General features: G+C 65.1%; 20 protein-coding genes. 11 read left to right on the top strand and 9 right to left on the bottom strand.

Annotation, left to right across the window (positions count from 1 at the left end; translation table 11 throughout):
- Positions 1-222 precede the first annotated feature (222 nt).
- Entirely contained in the window at positions 223-555 is a 333-nt protein-coding gene (locus RT456_RS15540; RefSeq protein ID WP_313347942.1) for a hypothetical protein, read from the bottom strand.
- Positions 556-665: 110 nt separating this feature from the next.
- Here RT456_RS15540 and RT456_RS15535 point away from each other — a divergent pair, with 110 nt between their 5' ends.
- Positions 666-1,091 (top strand): hypothetical protein, encoded by a 426-nt coding sequence (locus tag RT456_RS15535; RefSeq protein WP_313347941.1) that lies wholly within the window; start codon positions 666-668, stop codon positions 1,089-1,091.
- A gap of 366 nt (positions 1,092-1,457) precedes the next feature.
- Here the strand turns inward: RT456_RS15535 and RT456_RS15530 are convergent, their stop codons facing one another.
- Both RT456_RS15530 and RT456_RS15525 read right to left on the bottom strand, forming a co-directional pair.
- On the bottom strand, positions 1,458-1,943 hold the full coding sequence (locus RT456_RS15530) for a transposase (RefSeq protein WP_313347940.1): 486 nt from the start codon (positions 1,941-1,943) through the stop codon (positions 1,458-1,460).
- An 81-nt stretch (positions 1,944-2,024) separates the two neighbouring features.
- On the bottom strand, positions 2,025-2,837 hold the full coding sequence (locus tag RT456_RS15525; protein ID WP_313347939.1) for a hypothetical protein: 813 nt from the start codon (positions 2,835-2,837) through the stop codon (positions 2,025-2,027).
- 147 nt (positions 2,838-2,984) lie between these two features.
- On the opposite strand from RT456_RS15525, the gene RT456_RS15520 reads away from it, so the two are divergent.
- The 3 genes from RT456_RS15520 (at position 2,985) to RT456_RS15510 (ending at position 5,332) form a co-directional block, all read left to right on the top strand.
- Entirely contained in the window at positions 2,985-3,371 is a 387-nt protein-coding gene (locus RT456_RS15520; protein ID WP_313347938.1) for a hypothetical protein, read from the top strand.
- Between the two features lie 85 nt (positions 3,372-3,456).
- Positions 3,457-4,299 (top strand): MnmC family methyltransferase, encoded by an 843-nt coding sequence (locus RT456_RS15515; protein ID WP_313347937.1) that lies wholly within the window; start codon positions 3,457-3,459, stop codon positions 4,297-4,299.
- Between the two features lie 106 nt (positions 4,300-4,405).
- Positions 4,406-5,332: a diguanylate cyclase gene (locus RT456_RS15510; RefSeq protein ID WP_313347936.1), complete on the top strand. Its 927-nt coding sequence runs from the start codon at positions 4,406-4,408 to the stop codon at positions 5,330-5,332.
- 64 nt (positions 5,333-5,396) lie between these two features.
- Here RT456_RS15510 and RT456_RS15505 read toward each other — a convergent pair whose 3' ends face one another.
- Together RT456_RS15505 and RT456_RS15500 are read right to left on the bottom strand one after the other, a co-directional pair.
- The gene (locus RT456_RS15505; RefSeq protein ID WP_313347935.1) at positions 5,397-5,573 is read right to left on the bottom strand and encodes a hypothetical protein; all 177 of its coding nucleotides are present in this window, start codon (positions 5,571-5,573) and stop codon (positions 5,397-5,399) included.
- Positions 5,574-5,684: 111 nt separating this feature from the next.
- Positions 5,685-6,497 (bottom strand): alpha/beta hydrolase, encoded by an 813-nt coding sequence (locus tag RT456_RS15500; RefSeq protein WP_313347934.1) that lies wholly within the window; start codon positions 6,495-6,497, stop codon positions 5,685-5,687.
- Positions 6,498-6,719: 222 nt separating this feature from the next.
- Between RT456_RS15500 and RT456_RS15495 the strand changes: the two genes are divergently transcribed.
- From RT456_RS15495 to RT456_RS15485, 3 genes are all read left to right on the top strand, one after another.
- The gene (locus RT456_RS15495) at positions 6,720-7,115 is read left to right on the top strand and encodes a BlaI/MecI/CopY family transcriptional regulator (RefSeq protein WP_313347933.1); all 396 of its coding nucleotides are present in this window, start codon (positions 6,720-6,722) and stop codon (positions 7,113-7,115) included.
- A complete protein-coding gene (locus RT456_RS15490) occupies positions 7,112-8,668 on the top strand; it encodes a M56 family metallopeptidase (protein WP_313347932.1) in 1,557 nt (518 codons plus the stop codon). Before RT456_RS15495 ends, RT456_RS15490 begins: the two co-directional genes overlap by 4 nt.
- A gap of 163 nt (positions 8,669-8,831) precedes the next feature.
- On the top strand, positions 8,832-10,373 hold the full coding sequence (locus RT456_RS15485; RefSeq protein WP_313347931.1) for a serine hydrolase domain-containing protein: 1,542 nt from the start codon (positions 8,832-8,834) through the stop codon (positions 10,371-10,373).
- 33 nt (positions 10,374-10,406) lie between these two features.
- On the opposite strand, the gene RT456_RS15480 is transcribed toward RT456_RS15485, so the two are convergent.
- The 3 genes from RT456_RS15480 to RT456_RS15470 form a co-directional block, all read right to left on the bottom strand.
- Complete coding sequence (locus tag RT456_RS15480) at positions 10,407-11,357, bottom strand: XVIPCD domain-containing protein (protein ID WP_313347930.1); 951 nt, start codon at positions 11,355-11,357, stop codon at positions 10,407-10,409.
- A gap of 3 nt (positions 11,358-11,360) precedes the next feature.
- On the bottom strand, positions 11,361-12,014 hold the full coding sequence (locus tag RT456_RS15475; RefSeq protein WP_313347929.1) for a hypothetical protein: 654 nt from the start codon (positions 12,012-12,014) through the stop codon (positions 11,361-11,363).
- A gap of 117 nt (positions 12,015-12,131) precedes the next feature.
- Positions 12,132-12,479 carry a helix-turn-helix domain-containing protein gene (locus RT456_RS15470; RefSeq protein ID WP_313347928.1) on the bottom strand — a complete coding sequence of 116 codons (348 nt, stop codon included), beginning with the start codon at positions 12,477-12,479 and terminating at the stop codon, positions 12,132-12,134.
- 107 nt (positions 12,480-12,586) lie between these two features.
- Here RT456_RS15470 and RT456_RS15465 point away from each other — a divergent pair, with 107 nt between their 5' ends.
- Both RT456_RS15465 and RT456_RS15460 read left to right on the top strand, forming a co-directional pair.
- Positions 12,587-13,576: an MDR family oxidoreductase gene (locus RT456_RS15465; RefSeq protein ID WP_313347963.1), complete on the top strand. Its 990-nt coding sequence runs from the start codon at positions 12,587-12,589 to the stop codon at positions 13,574-13,576.
- Between the two features lie 132 nt (positions 13,577-13,708).
- Complete coding sequence (locus tag RT456_RS15460) at positions 13,709-14,689, top strand: hypothetical protein (protein ID WP_313347927.1); 981 nt, start codon at positions 13,709-13,711, stop codon at positions 14,687-14,689.
- 218 nt (positions 14,690-14,907) lie between these two features.
- On the opposite strand, the gene RT456_RS15455 is transcribed toward RT456_RS15460, so the two are convergent.
- Positions 14,908-15,900: a DUF3427 domain-containing protein gene (locus tag RT456_RS15455; protein ID WP_313347926.1), complete on the bottom strand. Its 993-nt coding sequence runs from the start codon at positions 15,898-15,900 to the stop codon at positions 14,908-14,910.
- 226 nt (positions 15,901-16,126) lie between these two features.
- On the opposite strand from RT456_RS15455, the gene RT456_RS15450 reads away from it, so the two are divergent.
- Both RT456_RS15450 and RT456_RS15445 read left to right on the top strand, forming a co-directional pair.
- A complete protein-coding gene (locus RT456_RS15450) occupies positions 16,127-16,414 on the top strand; it encodes a nucleotide pyrophosphohydrolase (protein WP_313347925.1) in 288 nt (95 codons plus the stop codon).
- Between the two features lies 1 nt (position 16,415).
- On the top strand, positions 16,416-17,396 hold the full coding sequence (locus tag RT456_RS15445) for a hypothetical protein (RefSeq protein WP_313347924.1): 981 nt from the start codon (positions 16,416-16,418) through the stop codon (positions 17,394-17,396).
- The last annotated feature ends 67 nt before the right edge of the window (positions 17,397-17,463 follow it).

Raw genomic sequence — 17,463 nt, 5'->3', positions numbered from 1 at the left:
TCAGATCTGTGCTGCGGCTCTCCCAAGGGCGTCTTCAAGGAAGTTGTTTTCAATCGATACGGCACCATCGGTCCGTCGACCCAATCGCGGTCCGGTGCGGCGCCCCAAGCAAGCGGGTCGTCATGGCCTCGGAGCTTCGTTCGGCACCAGGCACCCTATCCCGATCTCACGCGGCGACTCGCTGGCAGGCACAGCGCGGCGCTGCGATGGGATTCTGATGCGTCAAAGCCGCAACAGCATCCCCGCTAGGAACAACAGCAGCGGCAGCGCACTGATGATCGCGCCCACGATGCCCACCCATGGCCAGCGCTCGCGGCGCACCCGCGAACCCATGGTCAGTAGCAGACCCAGCACCGAAGACGCCAACACGCCGACCGATACACCGGCGTTACCGACCAGCAGCCGGCCCACATCCGGCGAGGCCTGCGACGTTGCATACGCCATGGCCAGCAGCGCCGGCGCCACCAGCCAACTGCAGGCCCCCAACAACGGCCAGCGTTGGCCGGCAACGGTGGAAGCGGGTTTCGATGGGGGGTGAGCGGTGGGTTGCGACATGGTCGTGCTCCGTAGGTCGCCCAACCGTACACCCAACCCCACATGTACACACGGCCTCGGCACGCAGCGGCGCACCATGGCATCAGACCTGTCCCTGGGGGGATCCATCGATGCGTACCATTCCGTTCCTGTTGCTGCTGCCCGGCCTGCTGCTGCTCACCTCCTGCCGCGATCGCGACACCGGCCCCGGCGTGTTCTCGTCCGACCCGCTGCTCGGCTGCTACGCCACCCACCCACGCAAACCAGCCGAGTTCCGCATCGAGCAGGAGCAGGGCGTGTACTTCGTGTCCTTCAACCGCGACGAGCAATGGCAGCGCGACACGACGCCGCTGCAGGTGTCCTCGCGCGCCGACATCGCCCGCTTCTTCAACGACGATGCCGACCAGATCAACAAGGCGCTGGTTCGCCCCAACGGGGGCTTCGGCATCTTCCACTTCAATCCCGGCGCCACCCTCAAGGGCAAGGCCAAGGACAGCGACTACATGGCCTTGGTCCTCATCGGCGCCGGGCCGGTCTTCCAGGTCGGCTGCGGCTAAGCGCCGCACCCAGGGCACGTGCCTGCGGCGAGCCCCGAATGTGCAACTGCGGCCTTGGTTTCCCCGTCGGTGCGTACCCCCAACGCACCTCCTCCAAGACCGGCAGCGGTCCGCGCCAACGTGCGCATCCGCGTCCCACTCCCCCGTGCTGCCGGGCCCCGCAGGAAGCAGAGGCCCCCTGGGCATCCCGCGCAGCCCCAATGCGCACCGCGCCAGCCCCCGGCGCAGCCGTCGCCTGCAGCGCGCGCGGGCGGCCGCGTGCTGACGCGTGCGCGAGCGGGCGCAGCGTCCTGCGCCCCTGCAGCATCCACCCCAACCGCGTGCCGGCCATGCAGCATGCCCACCGCGGCACTCGCCTGCCGTATTTCAGCATGGCGATCCCTCCGTACCGTTGCGGCGGTGAATGGAGCTGTACGGCCACTCGGCGGCCTCGCGCACCAGCCCATGCTTCACCGGGTTCTGGTGCACATAGGCGATGTGGCGCTGCACGTCTTCGGCATCCACCAGCCGGTGCTCGCGGAAGTCGCTGTGCCAGAGCGGCCGCGCGCAGCGGTCGCGGCGCACCATGGCGCGCGGTGGCTGGCCGGGCAGCTGGCGATCGAACACGGCCTGGATCTGCAGCCAGCGGCGATGCCCATCCTCGTCGCCCGCCGGCAGCGTCCATACGCCGTGCAGGTGGTCGGGCAGCACCACGATGGCATTGACCCGGAACGGCCGGGCCTGCTGCGCCACCCGGAAGGCCAGGCGCAACACCTGGGCCTGTTCGACCAGCAGGCGGCTGTGGTGATCGCGCAGGTGCGCACTGAAGAAGTACGCGCTGCCGGGTTGCCAGGAGTGGTTGTCGGTGACCATGCGCGCAGTGTGCAAATCCGCGCAGATCGCTGCGATCAGCCCAACCCCTGCACAGACGTCGGACCGCAGCCCAATGAAGGGTCAGGTTCCCTTCGACGCCCGCCTGCAGTCCTGCACGGCCGCATGCTCAATCGTGCTGGCCAGCGCAGTTGACTCATCACGGCCCAGACGGATGGCGGCCGACGACGCAGGCGGCAACAGCCGCCGCAGCGCATCGCTCATCGGCACCGACCAGTTCTGCGGTGCACGCTCCCCCTGCGCCGGTTGCTCGCCCAGCACCCATGGCAGCATCAACAACTTCTGCGAGCTGGAGGTGATCACCTTGGGCGGCCCGGTGTCGTACTCGATCACCACCCGCATCGTCGGGTAGTCATCGGTCCAGAAGCCATGCACGTAGTAGTCATCCAACTGCGCACGCAGCGCGCCACCCTGCAGGCGCGAATGTATTCTGTTGCGAATCTGGTCCGCACTGCAGCCCGGCACGCGTTCGCGCGACACTCCGGACGCATGCGCCAACACGGAAGCGGGACGCACGCGGCGCGCCACCACCTGCACCGCGCGCTCGCGCGGCCACGCCGGGGCCGACAACGCCCACAGCAGTTCGCCGACGCGCTGCGCAGGGACCGTAGCAGTTGCAGGGCTCACGCCATCAAACGTCGTGCCGCTGGATGTGCGGGTGTAGGTACGCTGTGACGCACCGCGTTGCAGGCGATGCACCTCGTCCGTGTGGCCCCAGCCATCGTGTGTGTAGCGGATATCCACCGCGCGCACGTTATGTACCGATACCGGTGAGGCTGCACCCGGCGGTACCGTGCAGGCGGTCATCAACACGGCCGGGATCCAGGCCAGTACCCAGGTGATATGGCGAAGCAGGGTGTGAGCAAGTGCGGGCATGCACGCATTCTAGGCGCGCCCGGCAGTGACGTGCTCCGCAGTGTTGGCATCTTCAATGGCGCCGATCCCTGCGGCTGGAATGGCGCGCACGGCGCGGCGAGACGGGCGTGGCCAGACTGGCCGCCATCGCATCGACCGGAGTTCGCCATGTTCGCCCTGCTGCTGTACCTGTTGTCCACCGGCACGGGGGAGCCCTTCCCGCCAGGGTTCAGTGACCGCCCCGGAACGGGTGCGGACGGGATCCCGGTGGTGATCCGAACGGGGCTCTGGCCGGACTTCCAAGGCCGGCACGCCTGGGTGGAACAGGTGCTGCTGCCTAACCCGGACGGCTCCTTCACCTACCAGTTCGCGCGCCAGACGCGTGCCACCCGCATGTACCACGCCACCTGGTGCGGCTACCGCGGACTGCATGCCGACGAGGCCGAGCTGACCACCAGCGGGCCCGGCACCTACGGCGGCTGGAGCTGCGCGGCAACCACCCTGTCGCCTGCGCGGCGCGCCGCCGGGCTGGCCCACCCCACCGAGCCTCCCTGACTCAGCCCACCGCCCATCTCGGGTACGATGCCCACCCCTCCTGCCTGTCGGCCGGCTGCCCTGCAGCACGGCCCGCCCCGATCCCGTGCCCCATTACACCGGCCCCCTGCTTACCCGTTCCCTTGCCGAAGCCCTGGTCCGCGCGCGCGACAGCGGCGCGGGCGAATGGAGCGGCTCGCTCGACCTGGCGCGCTCCACCGGCACCGCCGTGCTGGGTGCGGAGCGCTGGCAGTGGAAGGGTGAAACCTACGCCTACCCGGGCAAGACCCGGGACCGCACCCTGTACTACTGGGATGGCGAGGAATTCTCGGCGGTGTCGCGGTTCGGCTCGGCGCTGATCAAGCTGGTGCCCACCGAGTGGGACGCGCCCACCTTCGAGATCGACGGCATCAAGATGCTGCCCAGCGCGCAGGTCTCGCCGTTCGAGGACGCGCGCCGCAAGGTGGCGCTGGTGGCACCGGCCGGCAAGACCGTCCTGGATACCTGCGGTGGGCTTGGCTACTTTGCCGCGTGTTGCCTGGAGGCCGGCGTGACCCGCATCCAGTCGTTCGAGAAGAATCCGGACGTGCTGTGGCTGCGCACGCTCAACCCGTGGTCGCCCGACCCGGACGCGGCCAGCAGCGGCGGCCGGCTGTCACTGACCCAAGGTGATGTATCCCAGGCCATCGAAGGTCTGGAACCCCGTTCGGTGGACGCCATCCTGCACGACCCGCCGCGCTTCGGCATTGCCGGCGAGCTGTACTCGCAGGTGTTCTACGACCAGCTGGCCCGGGTGATCCGCGCTGGCGGGCGCATGTTCCATTACACCGGCGCGCCCAACAAACTCACCAGCGGCCGCGACGTCCCGCGCGAAGTGGCCAAGCGCCTGGAGAAGGCCGGCTTCAAGGCGGAGCTGGCGCTGGACGGGGTGCTGGCCGTCAGGCGCTGACCCCGCGCGCAGATGAACCATGCGCAGCGCCTCCACCACGGCTTAACCAGCCTGCCAGGCGCCTGACCTAGGCTAGGCATCGGCCCCACGTTTTTCAGGAACCTGCATGAGTCCGAGCCCCCCCGCCGTCGACGAGAACGAACGCCAGCGCGCCCTGGATGCGCTGCACATCGTGGGCAGCCTGCCCGAGCCCGCCTACGACGACATCGTCAAAGTGGCCGCGGCCGTCTGCGGCACGCCGATGGCGCTGGTGACCCTGATCGACCGCGACCGCCAGTGGTTCAAGGCGCGCACCGGGCTGGAAGGTGTACAGACCGAACGCAACATGGCCGTCTGCGACCACGCCATCCGCGAGCCGTCGCGCTTGATGGAGGTCGGGGATCTGTCCCTGGACGACCGCTTCGTCGACAACCCGCTGCTCAAGGACATCGACGCCCGCTTCTATGCCGGCATGCCGCTGGTGACCGACACCGGCGCAGCTGTTGGCGCGGTGTGCGTGCTGGACGTCAACCCGCGCGAGCTCAGCCCGCTCCAGCGCGATGCACTGCAGGCGCTGGCCCGGTTGACCATGACCCTCATGGAGGGACGTGGCCGCGAGCGTGAGCAGGCCGTGGCGGCGATTCTGGAACAGGGCGTGTTGGAAGAGACCGCCGCCGCACCCGACGCGGCCGGCGCATACACCGTTGTGGTGCTGGAACTGCAGGATCTCTCCGCACTCGCCCAGCGCCTCGGCGACCGCGCCCTGGATCGACAGCTGCAGCAGCTCGACCAACAACTGGAGCAGTGCCTGCAGCCGGCGCGCGGCGACAGCATCAACCGCGTTACCGGCAGCGGCGAGTTCATTGCGGTGCTGGGCAGTTCCGATGCGGCCGACACCCTCGCCCGGTTCGAACAGGTGGCCCGTGAAACCAGCCAACGCCTGCAGGCCGCGCTGTTGCTGGGCGCGGCGTCGACCACCACGGCCGAGGCCACTACGGCCGTGTTCCTGCGCGCCGACCAGGCACTGAGTGCCGCCAAGGACGCGCTGCGCTGATCAGGCGTTGCGGCACCAACGAGCAACGATGCGGTGGGAATGCCACACCGCATCGCCTTCAGCATCAGTCGCCGCGCGGCAGCTTCGCCGCCCACATATTGTCCACCAGGTTCGGATACGCGCGCCCATTTTCCTCGGCGCGCTGCCGCGCTGCATCCTTCTGCAGCTGCGACAACGGCTGGCCCTTACCTGTCTTCTTCGGGTTGGGCTTCTTCCAAGGCGGAGCAGCCGTCTTACGCATGCAAGTTCTCATCGTTCCAATTGCGCGGCGCCACGCCCCACGTAGCCGTGACGCCGCGTGATACATGGCGGTAGAGCCACGCCATGCGTGGCTGACGGAGAAGGCGCCCGCCTACTTTGCCAGAAACGCCACCAGCGCCGCATTGAACTGCTCGGGGTGGCTGGCATTGCACCCATGCGGTGCGTCCTCCAGCACCACCACCTCGCTGCCGGCAATGGCGGCATGCGTGCGCTTGCCGGAGCCTTCGAACGGCACCGTACCATCGCTGTCACCGTGCAGTACCAGCGTCGGCACCGTCACCTTCTTCAGATCCTCGCGGAAGTCAGTGGTGCCGAACGCCTTCATGCAGCCCAGCGCAGCCGTCTGATCGGATTGCTCGCACAGCGCGATCGCTTCCTGGCGCTGCTTCTCGCTGACCTTCAGTTCGCCCTTGGCACTGAAGAAATCCGTGGTGAAACCATCGAAGAACGTGTCGCGATGATTCTGCAGGCCCAGGCGCATCTGCTCGGCCTTTTCCTCGGTGAGCGGGCCGTCGGGATTGTCAGCCGTCTTCAGCAGGTACGGCGGCACCGCAGCGGCAAAGACCACACTGCGCAGGCGCTGCTCGCCATGGTTGGCGATGTAGCGCGCCACTTCGCCGCCGCCCATCGAGAAGCCCACCAGCGTCGCATCACGCAGGTCCAGGTCTTCCAGCACACCGGCCAGATCGTTGGCCAGCGTGTCGTATTCGTAACCGTCGGCTGGCTTGTCCGAACGGCCGAAGCCGCGGCGGTCGTAGGACACCACGCGGTAGCCCGCGGCCTTCAGCACCGGTACCTGCGCCTTCCACGATTCGGCGGACAGCGGCCAACCATGGATAAGCACGACGGGGCGGCCGGTGCCGCCAGTGTCTTCAACATGCAGGCGAACGCGGGGTGCAGCCATGGGACAACCTCGAGTGTGCGAAAAGGAGCGTTGACCATAGACAAGCCGCTGCACCGCACCCGTGAAAATATCCGCCCCTGCGATGACGTCACGTGCACACCAAACCCGTGTGGCCGCGCAACCCGGCCTGCCACCGACGGCCCATTACTAATTACATAGTTGACACCCTGAACCCGGCGGGCGCAGGATGCGATCATCAACTAACGAACCAGTAGACAGCCCATGGCCCGCCCGCCCTCGCCCACTCTCACCGATTCCGAGCGCCGCATCCTCGAAGTGCTGTGGAAGAAGAAGGAGGCCTCCGTGCGCGAGGTGGCCGACGAGCTGTCCAGGAAGAAACCGGTGGCCTACACCACCGTGCTCACCATGTTCAAAGTGCTCGACAAGAAGGGCCTGGTGACCCATCGCAGCGAGGGCCGCGCCTTCATCTACAGCGCCGCCATCAGCCGTGGCGAAGCGCGCAAGCAGGCGCTGGAAAACCTGCTCAAGTCGTTCTTCAACGATTCCCCCAACGTGCTGGCCCAGCACCTCATCGACGAACACGCCATCGACGCCGACGAACTGCAGGCCCTGCAGAAGCGCGTGGAGGATGCCGCCCCCTCGAGGAAGCCCAAATGAGCGTGCACGGGACCGAACTGCTGGCCACCTTCGCGCTGCAGCACCTGTGGCACAGCGCCCTGTTGTTCGCACTTGCCGCACTGCTGGTAGCGCGCGCCCGGCTGAGTGCCGAAGTGCGCTCCTGGCTGCTGTGCGGCGCCTTCGCGCTCGCCACCCTTTCCCCGCTGCTGGTGCTGCTCCCCGCACCCCCGCACACGCTGGCCACCACCGTCGCACTGCCCGCGCAAACGGCGCCCACCACCCAACAGTCATCGCAAGCCGCGCCACCGGTAGCGCCGGCCGTTGGCCAGCCCTCCGCAACCCCAACGTCAACCTCGCTGCTGCAGCAAGGCGCCGCCCTGGTCTGGCTGCTCGGCACCGTGGTCGCCCTCCTGCAACTGCTCCGTGGCGCGTTGCAGGCCAACACCCTGCACCGCACATCCCGCCCCGCACCGGCCTTGAACGCCCTGCTGGGCCGCGAGCTGCCCTACGGCAGCACGGTGGCACTGTCCGACACCGCCTCCGGCCCCATGGTGGTCGGCCTGCTTGCCCCGCGCATCCTCGTCCCGACGCACCTGGCCACCGCACTGGCACCGGCCGCCCTGCGCGACCTGCTGCTGCACGAAGCGGCCCACATCCGCCGCAACGACCTGTGGATGGCGGCGGCACAGCGCGCGGTGCTGGCCGTGTACTGGTGGAGCCCGTTCCTGCGCCTGCTCGGCAAGCGCCTCGACCTGGCCCGCGAGATCGCGTGCGATGCCCGCGCCGCCGCACAGGGCGACAGCGGCCGCAGCTATGCAGATTCCCTGCTCACCGGCATCGCCGGGCTGATCAACACCCCGCCACGCGGTGCACCGTTGGCGGTGGCCATGTCGGGCAGCCGCAGCGGTCTGTCCCAGCGCATCGACAGCCTGCTGAGCCTCGACACCCGCACCACCGCCTGGACCACCCGCATCGCCTGGAGCGCGCTGTGTGGGCTGGCACTGGTTGCGCATGTCAGCGTCACCGTCGCCGCCACCCCGCGCCTGGGCACTGCTCCCGTACGCATCGTGGATGAAGAAGCTGCGCGCACGGTGTCGCCGCAGGCAGAGCGCCTGCTCGATGCCGCCGCCGCAGGCGACGTGGCCGAAGTGCAGCAGCTGGTGCAGGCCGGTGTCGCCGTGGACAGCGCCGTGCGCGGCGATGGCACCGCATTGATCAGCGCCGCACGCAACGGCCAGCTCGCTACCGTGGATGCCCTGCTCACCCTTGGCGCGCAGCCCGACCTGCAGGCCACCGGCGACGGCAACCCGCTCATCGCCGCCGCCCGCCGCGGTCACCTCCCGGTGGTGGAGCGGCTGGTGGCCGCCGGCGCCGACGTCAACCGCATCGTGCCCTTCGATGAAACGCCGCTGATCAACGCCGCCCGCTCCGGCGACGTGGCCACCGTGACCTTCCTCATCGACCACGGCGCCGACGTCAACCTGGGCGTGGTGGCCGACGCTGGCCAGTGGCGCTCGCCACTCAACCAGGCGCGCAACCCGCGCGTGCGCGAGACCCTCGTGCAGCGCGGCGCCATCGCCGGCCGGCGTTAAACCCCAGGGCGCGTAGCGCCGCACCCGCAGCCCCCACCCGGTGACCGGCAGCGGTCACCCACGGCCCACTGCTGCCTGCCGATCCGCAGGCCCACCCCGCCTTCCCCACGGCGTGCACCCGCACGTCTCCGCTTCGCGCTGCCCAAACCCTGAGAGGCCCCGCATGGACCACGCCCCCACCTCCCGCCCCGCGGCAGCGGTCGTCCGCACCCTGTGCACCGCGCTGGCGTTGCTGCTCACCGCATCGGCCTACGCTGCCGACCGCGGAGACGCCGCCATCCAGGCCGCGCTCGCCAACGGCCTGCGCCCCACCGTGCTGCCGCCGAACGCCGCGCTACCGCACTGGTCGCTGCAGCAGCGCATGGCCCAGCACCACGTGCCGGGTGTGGCCATCGCCGTGTTGCGCGACGGCACGCTGGTGCACAGCGCCGGCTACGGCACCCGCCAGGCGGGCACCCACGACGCCGTGAATGCAGACACCCTGTTCTCGGTGGGCTCGGTGAGCAAAGTGGTCACCGCCGCCACCACCCTGCGCCTGGTGGCCGACGGCACACTCGCACTGGACCAGGATATCAACGGCTACCTGCGCAGCTGGAAGGTACCGGCCACCCCAACCGTGCCCGCCCCGCAGCTCACCCTGCGCATGCTCATGTCGCACACCAGCGGGCTGGGCGTGCATGGCTTCGCCGATTACCTGCCCGGCGAACCGCTGCCCACCCTGGCGCAGACGCTGGATGGCATTGCACCGGCCAAGAACAAGCCGGTGCGGTTGATCCACACCCCGGGCCAGCGCGGTGACTATTCCGGCGGCGGCGTCATGGTGGAACAGCAGGTGCTGGAAGATGTGACCGGCCAGCCGCTGGACGTCATCGCACGCACGCAGGTGTTCGTCCCCTTGGGCATGCAGCGCAGCCGCTACAGCGACCCGCTGCCGGGCACCGACAACATCGCCAAGGCGCACGATGGCGACGGTGCGCTCACCGCCCTGCCGCGCGGCTGGCAGTCGTTCCCCGAACAGGGCGCCTCCGGCCTGTGGACCAGCGCCAACGACCTGGCCGCCTTCGTCGCCGCGCTCACGGCCAGCTATCGCGGCCAGGGCAGCTTCCTGCCGCGTGCCATCGCCACCGACATGATGACCGAGGTATCGCCCAGCTGGCACGGCCTCGGCCCGCGCCTGGACGGTACCGGGCAGACCCGCATCTTCCACCACGGTGGTTCCAACGACAGCTACCGCGCGTGGATCGAGGGCTACCTGGACACCGGTGATGGCTTCGTGATCCTCACCAACGGTGAGAACGGTGCACAGCTCGCCGCCGAGATCCGCAATGCGCTCTCCGATGCCATCGACCGTGGCGTGAACACGCCCGTGCACACGGTGGCGCTGGACCTGCGTGACGCCCGCTATGCCGACTACGCGGGTGTCTTCGAACGGGATGACGCCATCCCCATGGACCAGCGTCGCGCACTGGCCGACATCTTCGACATTCCGGCGCTGCAGGTGAAGGTCGCCAATGGCGAAGTGCGGGTGGGCGTGGCGGGTACGCCGCGCGATGGGCAGGTGCTGCCGCTCACGCCGAACCGGTTCGTGTCACCGGATATCGATGGGCTGCAGATCGAATTCCATCGGGATGGGCGCGGGCAGGTGAACGCGCTGACCGTGGTGCATGGGGAAGGGCGGGCGCGGTATGTGCGGAAGCGGACGTGACCGCTGAACGGCGCAGGGTGACGCCGCTGGGCGTCACCCCATTCGCCGGGCGGTCGCGTCACGCTCCTGGGATTGCACCTGGTCATTCTGCTGCTGCGCCAGCTGGCTGTTGTTCGTCAGCTGCTCACCGCGTTCCATCGACACCTCAACCGGCGTCTGCGCGGCCTGGGCAGTTGCCATCGCCGCGCGCAGATGCCCCGGGTCGCCGCGCTCGCCCTGCACCACGAAGATGTTTTCGGCCGCGGGCGATTGCGCGGTGCGCTCGCTGAGCATCACATGGTCGACGCGCGACAGGCCGTTTTCCTTGGCCAGCACGAACAGGCTGGCGCTGACGCGCTCGCTGGTGGGGTCAAACGTGCGCCCGTTGGCGGCGTCCAGTTCTGCGACCTTGCCGCGAATCTGGGCCATCATCGGGTCGCCTTCCACACCTTCGTACGGTCCGTTTTCAGAGATCCACTTCTGAAAGTTTGTTTGCTTGGGCATCGGGTTTTCGTGTTCGGTGTTCAGCTTGCTCCCGGGAACTGGAGCGGGAATCTTCTTAATTTCCTGCTTGTTTTCCAGAGGTCTGACAGCACCCTCGTAGTCTTTATCCTGACCCGACTTGGACTGACGGTGTAGGCCGGCATAGTTCAGCGCGCTCCAAGTGAAGTCGATACAGCTATTGGAGAGGCCGTTGTATTCCATGTCGAAGCCGTGCTTTGCGGCATCGCCTCCATAGGCAAGGATTTTTTCGTACTGGTCCTTCGTTATTTCCATCGTTCGTGCGTAGTAGGGCTTCACATAGTCGCTGACATCGTCGTTAGTGACCGCCCCCGGTCCGCTGCTCGCACCGTGCTTCGCCGGCGCAAAGCCGAAGCTTTGAGTCAAACCGTCATGCTTGACGGCCAGGTACATGTGTCCCGCTGCAGAGGTCCCACCCGGGACAAGCGGAGTTCCCGGAGCTGCAACGTAGACGGTAAGGGTGTAGGGCGCATCCTTGCTCATGACTTACTTTCCGCGTTTCGAGTAGGCGACCAACAGCTCGGCCTTTTCGGTCTGAAGTTCTGGCTGCTCGCTCGTCAGCTCTACCGTCAGTCGGTAGTGTCCAGGCTTGATGTTCAGGGCGACCGCAAACTTGAATTCCATCTGGTAGAGGGTCGAACTCGTTAGGCCAGCCGCCTCAAGAAGTGTCGAATCGGGGGTGGCAACGGTAACCCCGGGCACAGAACCGTCGGCGGAGACGGCAACCCACTCGCTCAAGTCTGGAGTAACTCTGGTGAGCGGCACCATTTCTACTGCACCTTCTTCGACACGCAGAAGGCGAACCTTCGCCGCCAGCCCCCCGCGGAGAACCTTTTCAGTCAGCGCGATTCCGGACTCCGAGTCGACACTTTCAGTGCGAAAGCCCAAGATCAGCGCACTCGAGGCATTGGGCCCCGGTGGCGGAAGCTCAAAGTCCACGTTCACCACCTCCCCGGCCTTGCCCAAGGCAATCGCTCGAGTAAGAGGAACTTCAGTACGCATCTCAGCGTTCTCCTTGTTGACCTCCACGTTGGGTTGCGCGGTATCAGCTCCGCGACTGCACCCGGCCAGCGCCGCTATCGCGATCAAGCTCACAGCACCCAACGCAATTGATCTATAGGCCTTCAGCATCATGGTCACGTCTCTTCCTGATACGGGCGATCGTATCGCGCGCCTAGTGTGGCGGAACCTGCGGGAGCGAAGAATAGGAAAAGTCCTAGGCGCGCCGCAGCATCTGCGCGCAGCTGCACGTGCCTCTCAGGCCTCTCCTGCCTGCTCCTGGTTCTTCCGCTTGTAGGCACTCCCCCAATCACGCATCGCCAGCAACACGGGCACCAGCGTCTGCCCAAGCTCCGAAAGCCGGTACTCCACCTTCGGCGGCACCTCGGGATACACATGCCGCACCACCACGCCGTCGGCCTCCAGCTCGCGCAGCTGGCTGGTCAACATCGATTGCGTGGCGTTGGGGATCAGCCGGGTCAGCTCCATGAAACGCTTGGTGCCGGACACCAGGTAGAACAGGATCACCGGCTTCCACGTGCCACCCATGACCGAAAGCGTAGCCTCCACACTGCAGCCGGTTTTGCCATATACGCGCCGTGCCATTACGGGATACTCCTGAAAACCATAGTACCTATGGAAAAGCATAGTTCTTGTGGCAACCACGGCACGACCATAGCATGCAGCTCATGTCCCCCGAGGTGATCAACGCCATGAAATTCAATGCCCTGCTGGCCAGCAAAGAAGACGGCCAGGTCTCCACCCAGCTCGTGAGCTTTGACGACGCCGATCTGCACGACGGCGACGTGCTGGTGCAGGTGGACTACTCCACGCTGAACTACAAAGACTCGCTGGCGATGACCAACCGCTCGCCGATCATCCGCAACTTCCCGATGATTCCCGGCATCGACCTTGCTGGCACCGTGGTGGAATTCAGCCATGCCGAGTTCCGCACCGGCGACCGCGTGGTGCTCAACGGCTACGGCCTCAGCCAGACCCACCACGGCGGCCTGGCCCAGCGCGCGCGCGTTCCCGGCGAGTGGCTGGTGAAGCTGCCCGACAGCATCAGCAGCAAAGACGCCATGGCCATCGGCACCGCCGGCTACACCGCCATGCTGTGCGTGCTGGCGCTGGAACATGGTGGTGTGAAGCCGGAGCACGGCGACATCCTGGTCACCGGCGCCAACGGCGGCGTGGGCTCCATTGCGGTGGCGATTCTGTCCAAGCTGGGCTACCGCGTGGTGGCGTCCACCGGGCGACCGGAGCACGCGCAGTACCTGAAGGACCTGGGCGCCGCCGAACTCATCGACCGCAACACCCTGGCCGCGCCCCGCACCCGCGGGCTCGACGCCGAGCGCTGGGCGGGCGTGGTGGATGTGGCCGGCAGCCATACGCTGGCCAATGCATTGGCGCAGACGAAGTACCGTGGCGTAGTGTCCGCCGCCGGGCTGGCGCAGGGCGATGACCTCACCACCTCGGTACTGCCCTTCATCCTGCGCAACGTGACGCTGGCGGGTATCGATTCGGTGCAGGCGCCGCGCAGCGTGCGCATTGAAGCGTGGACGCGGCTTGCGACCGATCTGGATCTCGGCAAGCTGGCGAGCACCGTCGAAGTGATCGGCCTGAAGGACGTGCTGGAGGTATTCCCGGCGTTCCTCGAAGGCAAGGTGCGTGGGCGGTTGGTGGTGGATGTGAACGCCTGACCCGACCTAATGCCCTGGCCCAAACTTCGGCATCCAATTGATTAAAAAGCACTTTATTGGCCTATAGCACCACTTTGCACTGTAACACTCAACAGTGTTACAGTGCATTTTCATGGTATTAGGCACACGCTCATGGCTTCATTGCTGCCAAGCGCACAGCACTACCTCGCAGGCCTGCTTCCTGGGATTGTTTCATCCGCCGCACCGTGGCAGTCCACTGCGCTGCCTTACTTCCTGCGCGATGCCTTCGAGCTTGCCGAGCTGAAGTTGCACGGGCACCCGGTGATCCTGGCTGCGACCAAGGAGACTACGTCTCAGCAGACGCTGCGCAAAATGCTGCACCGGCTGCAGAACATTGCAGGGTGCAGGGTGCTGTACGTGGCGCCCCACTTGAGCGCATACGAGCGTAAGCGGCTGCTTGCAGAACGCGTGGAGTTTGTCGTGCCCGGGAGCCAGCTGTTCGCCCCCAGCCTCGCCATGGACCTGCGCGAGAACACCAGCTCCTCCGCCCCACTCACTGAAGTCCTGGCACTCCTCCCTGCCACACAAGCAGTGCTTCTGACCCTGCTGCTCAAGAGCAACGGCGCGATGCCGACGTTGGCCGTTGCGCGAAGCCTGGGGTATTCGCCGATGACCGCGAGCCGTGCCAATCGCGAACTGGAGGCTGCAGGCCTGGCCACGGTCAATCGGATCGGCTCCAAATCCACGCTTACCTTGGCTGATACCCGTCAGGAAATCTGGGAACGGGCCAGGCCGCTCATGCGCACCCCCGTTACCAAGTCGCTGCATGTCATCGGTCCCAAGGACCGGCTGAAACTGGCGGGCGAGACCGCGCTAGCCGAACTCACTCTTCTGACCCATCCATCGGAAAGTGTCTTTGCCATTGGACCAAACGATTGGCGCACCAGGCAGTCCGAATTCACCATCAGTCCTGAGGCGGATACCAACACCTTCATGCTACAGATCTGGAGCTATCACCCGTGGCTTCTGGACGACGAGGCCACGGTGGATCCGCTGTCGCTGATCCTCAGCCTGCAGAACGAAACGGATGAGCGCGTGCAGATCACGCTTGAAGCGCTGGAGAACACCACGTGGCAGAAGTTCGAGGGCTAGCGCTGTAAGGCGGTTACGCGCTAGGGCAAGTCTGCCAGGATGCGTAACGAACCTCCTACCGCTTTCAGTAGCCGGCCGATCCTGAATATCCCGCAATGCTGGAGCTCTCCGGCCGCGCGCCGCGCGGGGTTTCTGCAGCGTGCGACAAGGATGCTATGGGCAGCAAACCCAGACTATCTCACCGCAGCCCCTCCCCAGCGCTACGGTGAATCTGATCACTAGGAGGCGTCCTGGACTGCCTTCTTGGCCTTTGCCGCCCTTAAGCCATAAGCAAGGTTCGCGTGGTACTTAAGGTGCTCCAATCGGGGCCAGTCTTCCGTCTTAGCTGGCGCAATCAAGACCTTGTCATGAAGGTACCCGTACTCACCATCGCGGAGCTTTGGCGCCAACTGGACAGCGCGCTGCGAATCAATCCAAAGCATCCCTAGGTCAAAGAGCGTGTGGATGTCTGAGCGGAGCAACAGTCCGTTGTCCACGCGATGGGTGTGTTGGCCCTTGTAGGGAACAATGTGTGCGGCCTCCAAGATGTCTGCTACAGAGCAGGCTGTAACCGCGCATTGTCCACCGTATGCCTTGAGGAGCTTTGCACGAAACCCCTTCTGTCCTCGCCTCACCGCGACAGAACGCAGCATCAGACCGCGGGCATCCTTCTCGGTATCCACCGCTGCCATCATCCTATCGGCAGCTACGTTAGCCTCTACGATGGATCTGCCCAGCTCATCGCTCGGAAGGTCCGGCTTCCAGGCGTACAACGCTTGGAGGTCGGCATTTGGATTGAATGGCTGGTCCAGCATCCGGAAGCGGCAGTTGACCGGATAGTTTCCGCTCTCGATGCGGGACCAAGCCAAACGGCCACAGTAGATGAACTTCTGAGTCTGACCTCTCAGCTTTCGGCGCAGGCGAGCGAAAAGATGTGCCTGCGATCGGCCAGATGCCAGGTTCAGGATGAGCGGCGACTCCTGGCTGTGCCGGTACTGACTCTGCCAGTGGAGCTCGTCGCCGTCGAAGAAATCGTTGTACCCCTCTTCGTCCTTGTCCAAGGTGACTAGCAGCAGGACGGCATTGTCAAACGGCAGGATACCCGTTGCCCAGTTGCCCGCGCGAAAGCTTGAGGGCGCCGTGACGTTGCCAATCTTGACAATGTCTTCCTTGTCATAGGCTTCGCCAACCGCGAAGCCGCTCAAATCTATGCTTTCCTTGACGTTTGTCACAGCCACGATCACCGGTGATAGGTGTTTGATATTAGACCGTGACTAGCGATTGCTCCAGCCTACCTTCCGCCCACCCCTGCCTGTGGCCGTCCCACCGTCCACTACATTGGCGCTAGCTATTAGAATGCCAATCAGATGAACCTATGGCTATGGCTGGGGAGAGACGCAATTGGACCTCGATAAGATCCAAACTCGCATCCGCGAGTTCCGAGATGAGCGGGATTGGATGCAGTTCCACAACCCCAAGAACCTCGCCATTTCCTTGGTCCTTGAGGCCACGGAGGTTCTAGAGCACTTCCAATGGAAATCTCCGGAACAAAGTGAGGCGCACGCGGTTAAAGCACGCGACGAGATCGCAGACGAGATTGCGGATGTGGCCGTCTACCTGATCGAGTTGGCAGACAACCTTGGGATTGACATTGAGCAAGCGATTCTCAGCAAGCTAGACAAAAACTCAGCCAAGTATCCGGTCGAGAAGGCTAAGGGAAACTCGAAGAAGTACACGGAGCTTTAGGATGACTCAGCTCGTACTTCAGCCTTGCGCGGATGATGACGCGGTCGAGCATTACGTCGATACGATCCAGAACCCTGTTCCGGTTTCACGAATTGCTCGCTTCCTTCCGCAAGAGGATCTTAGCCGGGTTACCGCGACGTTCGGTGAAGCCGTTGCCATTTGGGGCGTCACGCCCGGAAAGCGCGATGTGAATGCGAACAAATGGCACCGCATGGTGCTTGGCGACATTGCGCTTATGTATCGGAACAAGCGCTTCTTCTTTAGGGGCGAGGTCGCCTACAAAGTTCATTCTGCCGAACTGGCGAAGGAGCTTTGGGGTGAGCGTGAGGATGGCGCCACCTGGGAGTACGTGTTCTTCCTCACCGATCTCGAGGAAGTTGATATCGACGTGCGTCGCTTCAACTCTGCGGCGGGGTACAAGGATAGCAACGTAGTGCAGGGCTTCGATGTCTTGCCGAGCTCGAAGAGCGGTGCAGTATTAGATGCCCTTGACCTTTCGAACGCCGTTGGCGCTGTGGTGGTGTCAGATTCCGATGCTGACGCAGCTAGGCTGAAGCTGCGTCAGCTTGGGCAGCAACTGGACTTGCCCAGTGCAAGCAGAAGGCGAGCGGAACAGTCTCTGCTTAGAGAGATCATGCTTGGCAGCAGGCGGCAGGCACCCTGTGCTATCTGCGCCCGGACCTTACCTATTGATCTCTTGGTTGTTGGCCACATTCGCAAGCGGCACTCATGCGATTCCGCCCAGAAGCTGGACGAGGCAAACACCATGCCTGTTTGCCTATTGGGCTGCGACAAGTTGTTTGAGAACGGCTACATCCACGTGGATGAATCCGGCACCATCTGTATGGCAACGGGCATCAATCCAATGCATTCGCTAAGAGATGCGTTGGACACAATAGTTGGCAAGCGCTGCTCTGCCTGGTCACCGGTTTCCGAAGATTACTTTAAATGGCATCGCGAGCATCGGCGCCGCTTCCTCTAACCGGGGAAGGACGCCTTTAACTAAATGCACGGCCACCCCACGGTGGCCGTGCACGGGCGATCGGATT

Origin of the sequence: Stenotrophomonas sp. (assembly GCF_032099025.1) — a bacterium.
Lineage (GTDB): Bacteria > Pseudomonadota > Gammaproteobacteria > Xanthomonadales > Xanthomonadaceae > Stenotrophomonas.
This window is presented reverse-complemented; position numbering and strand designations above follow the sequence as displayed.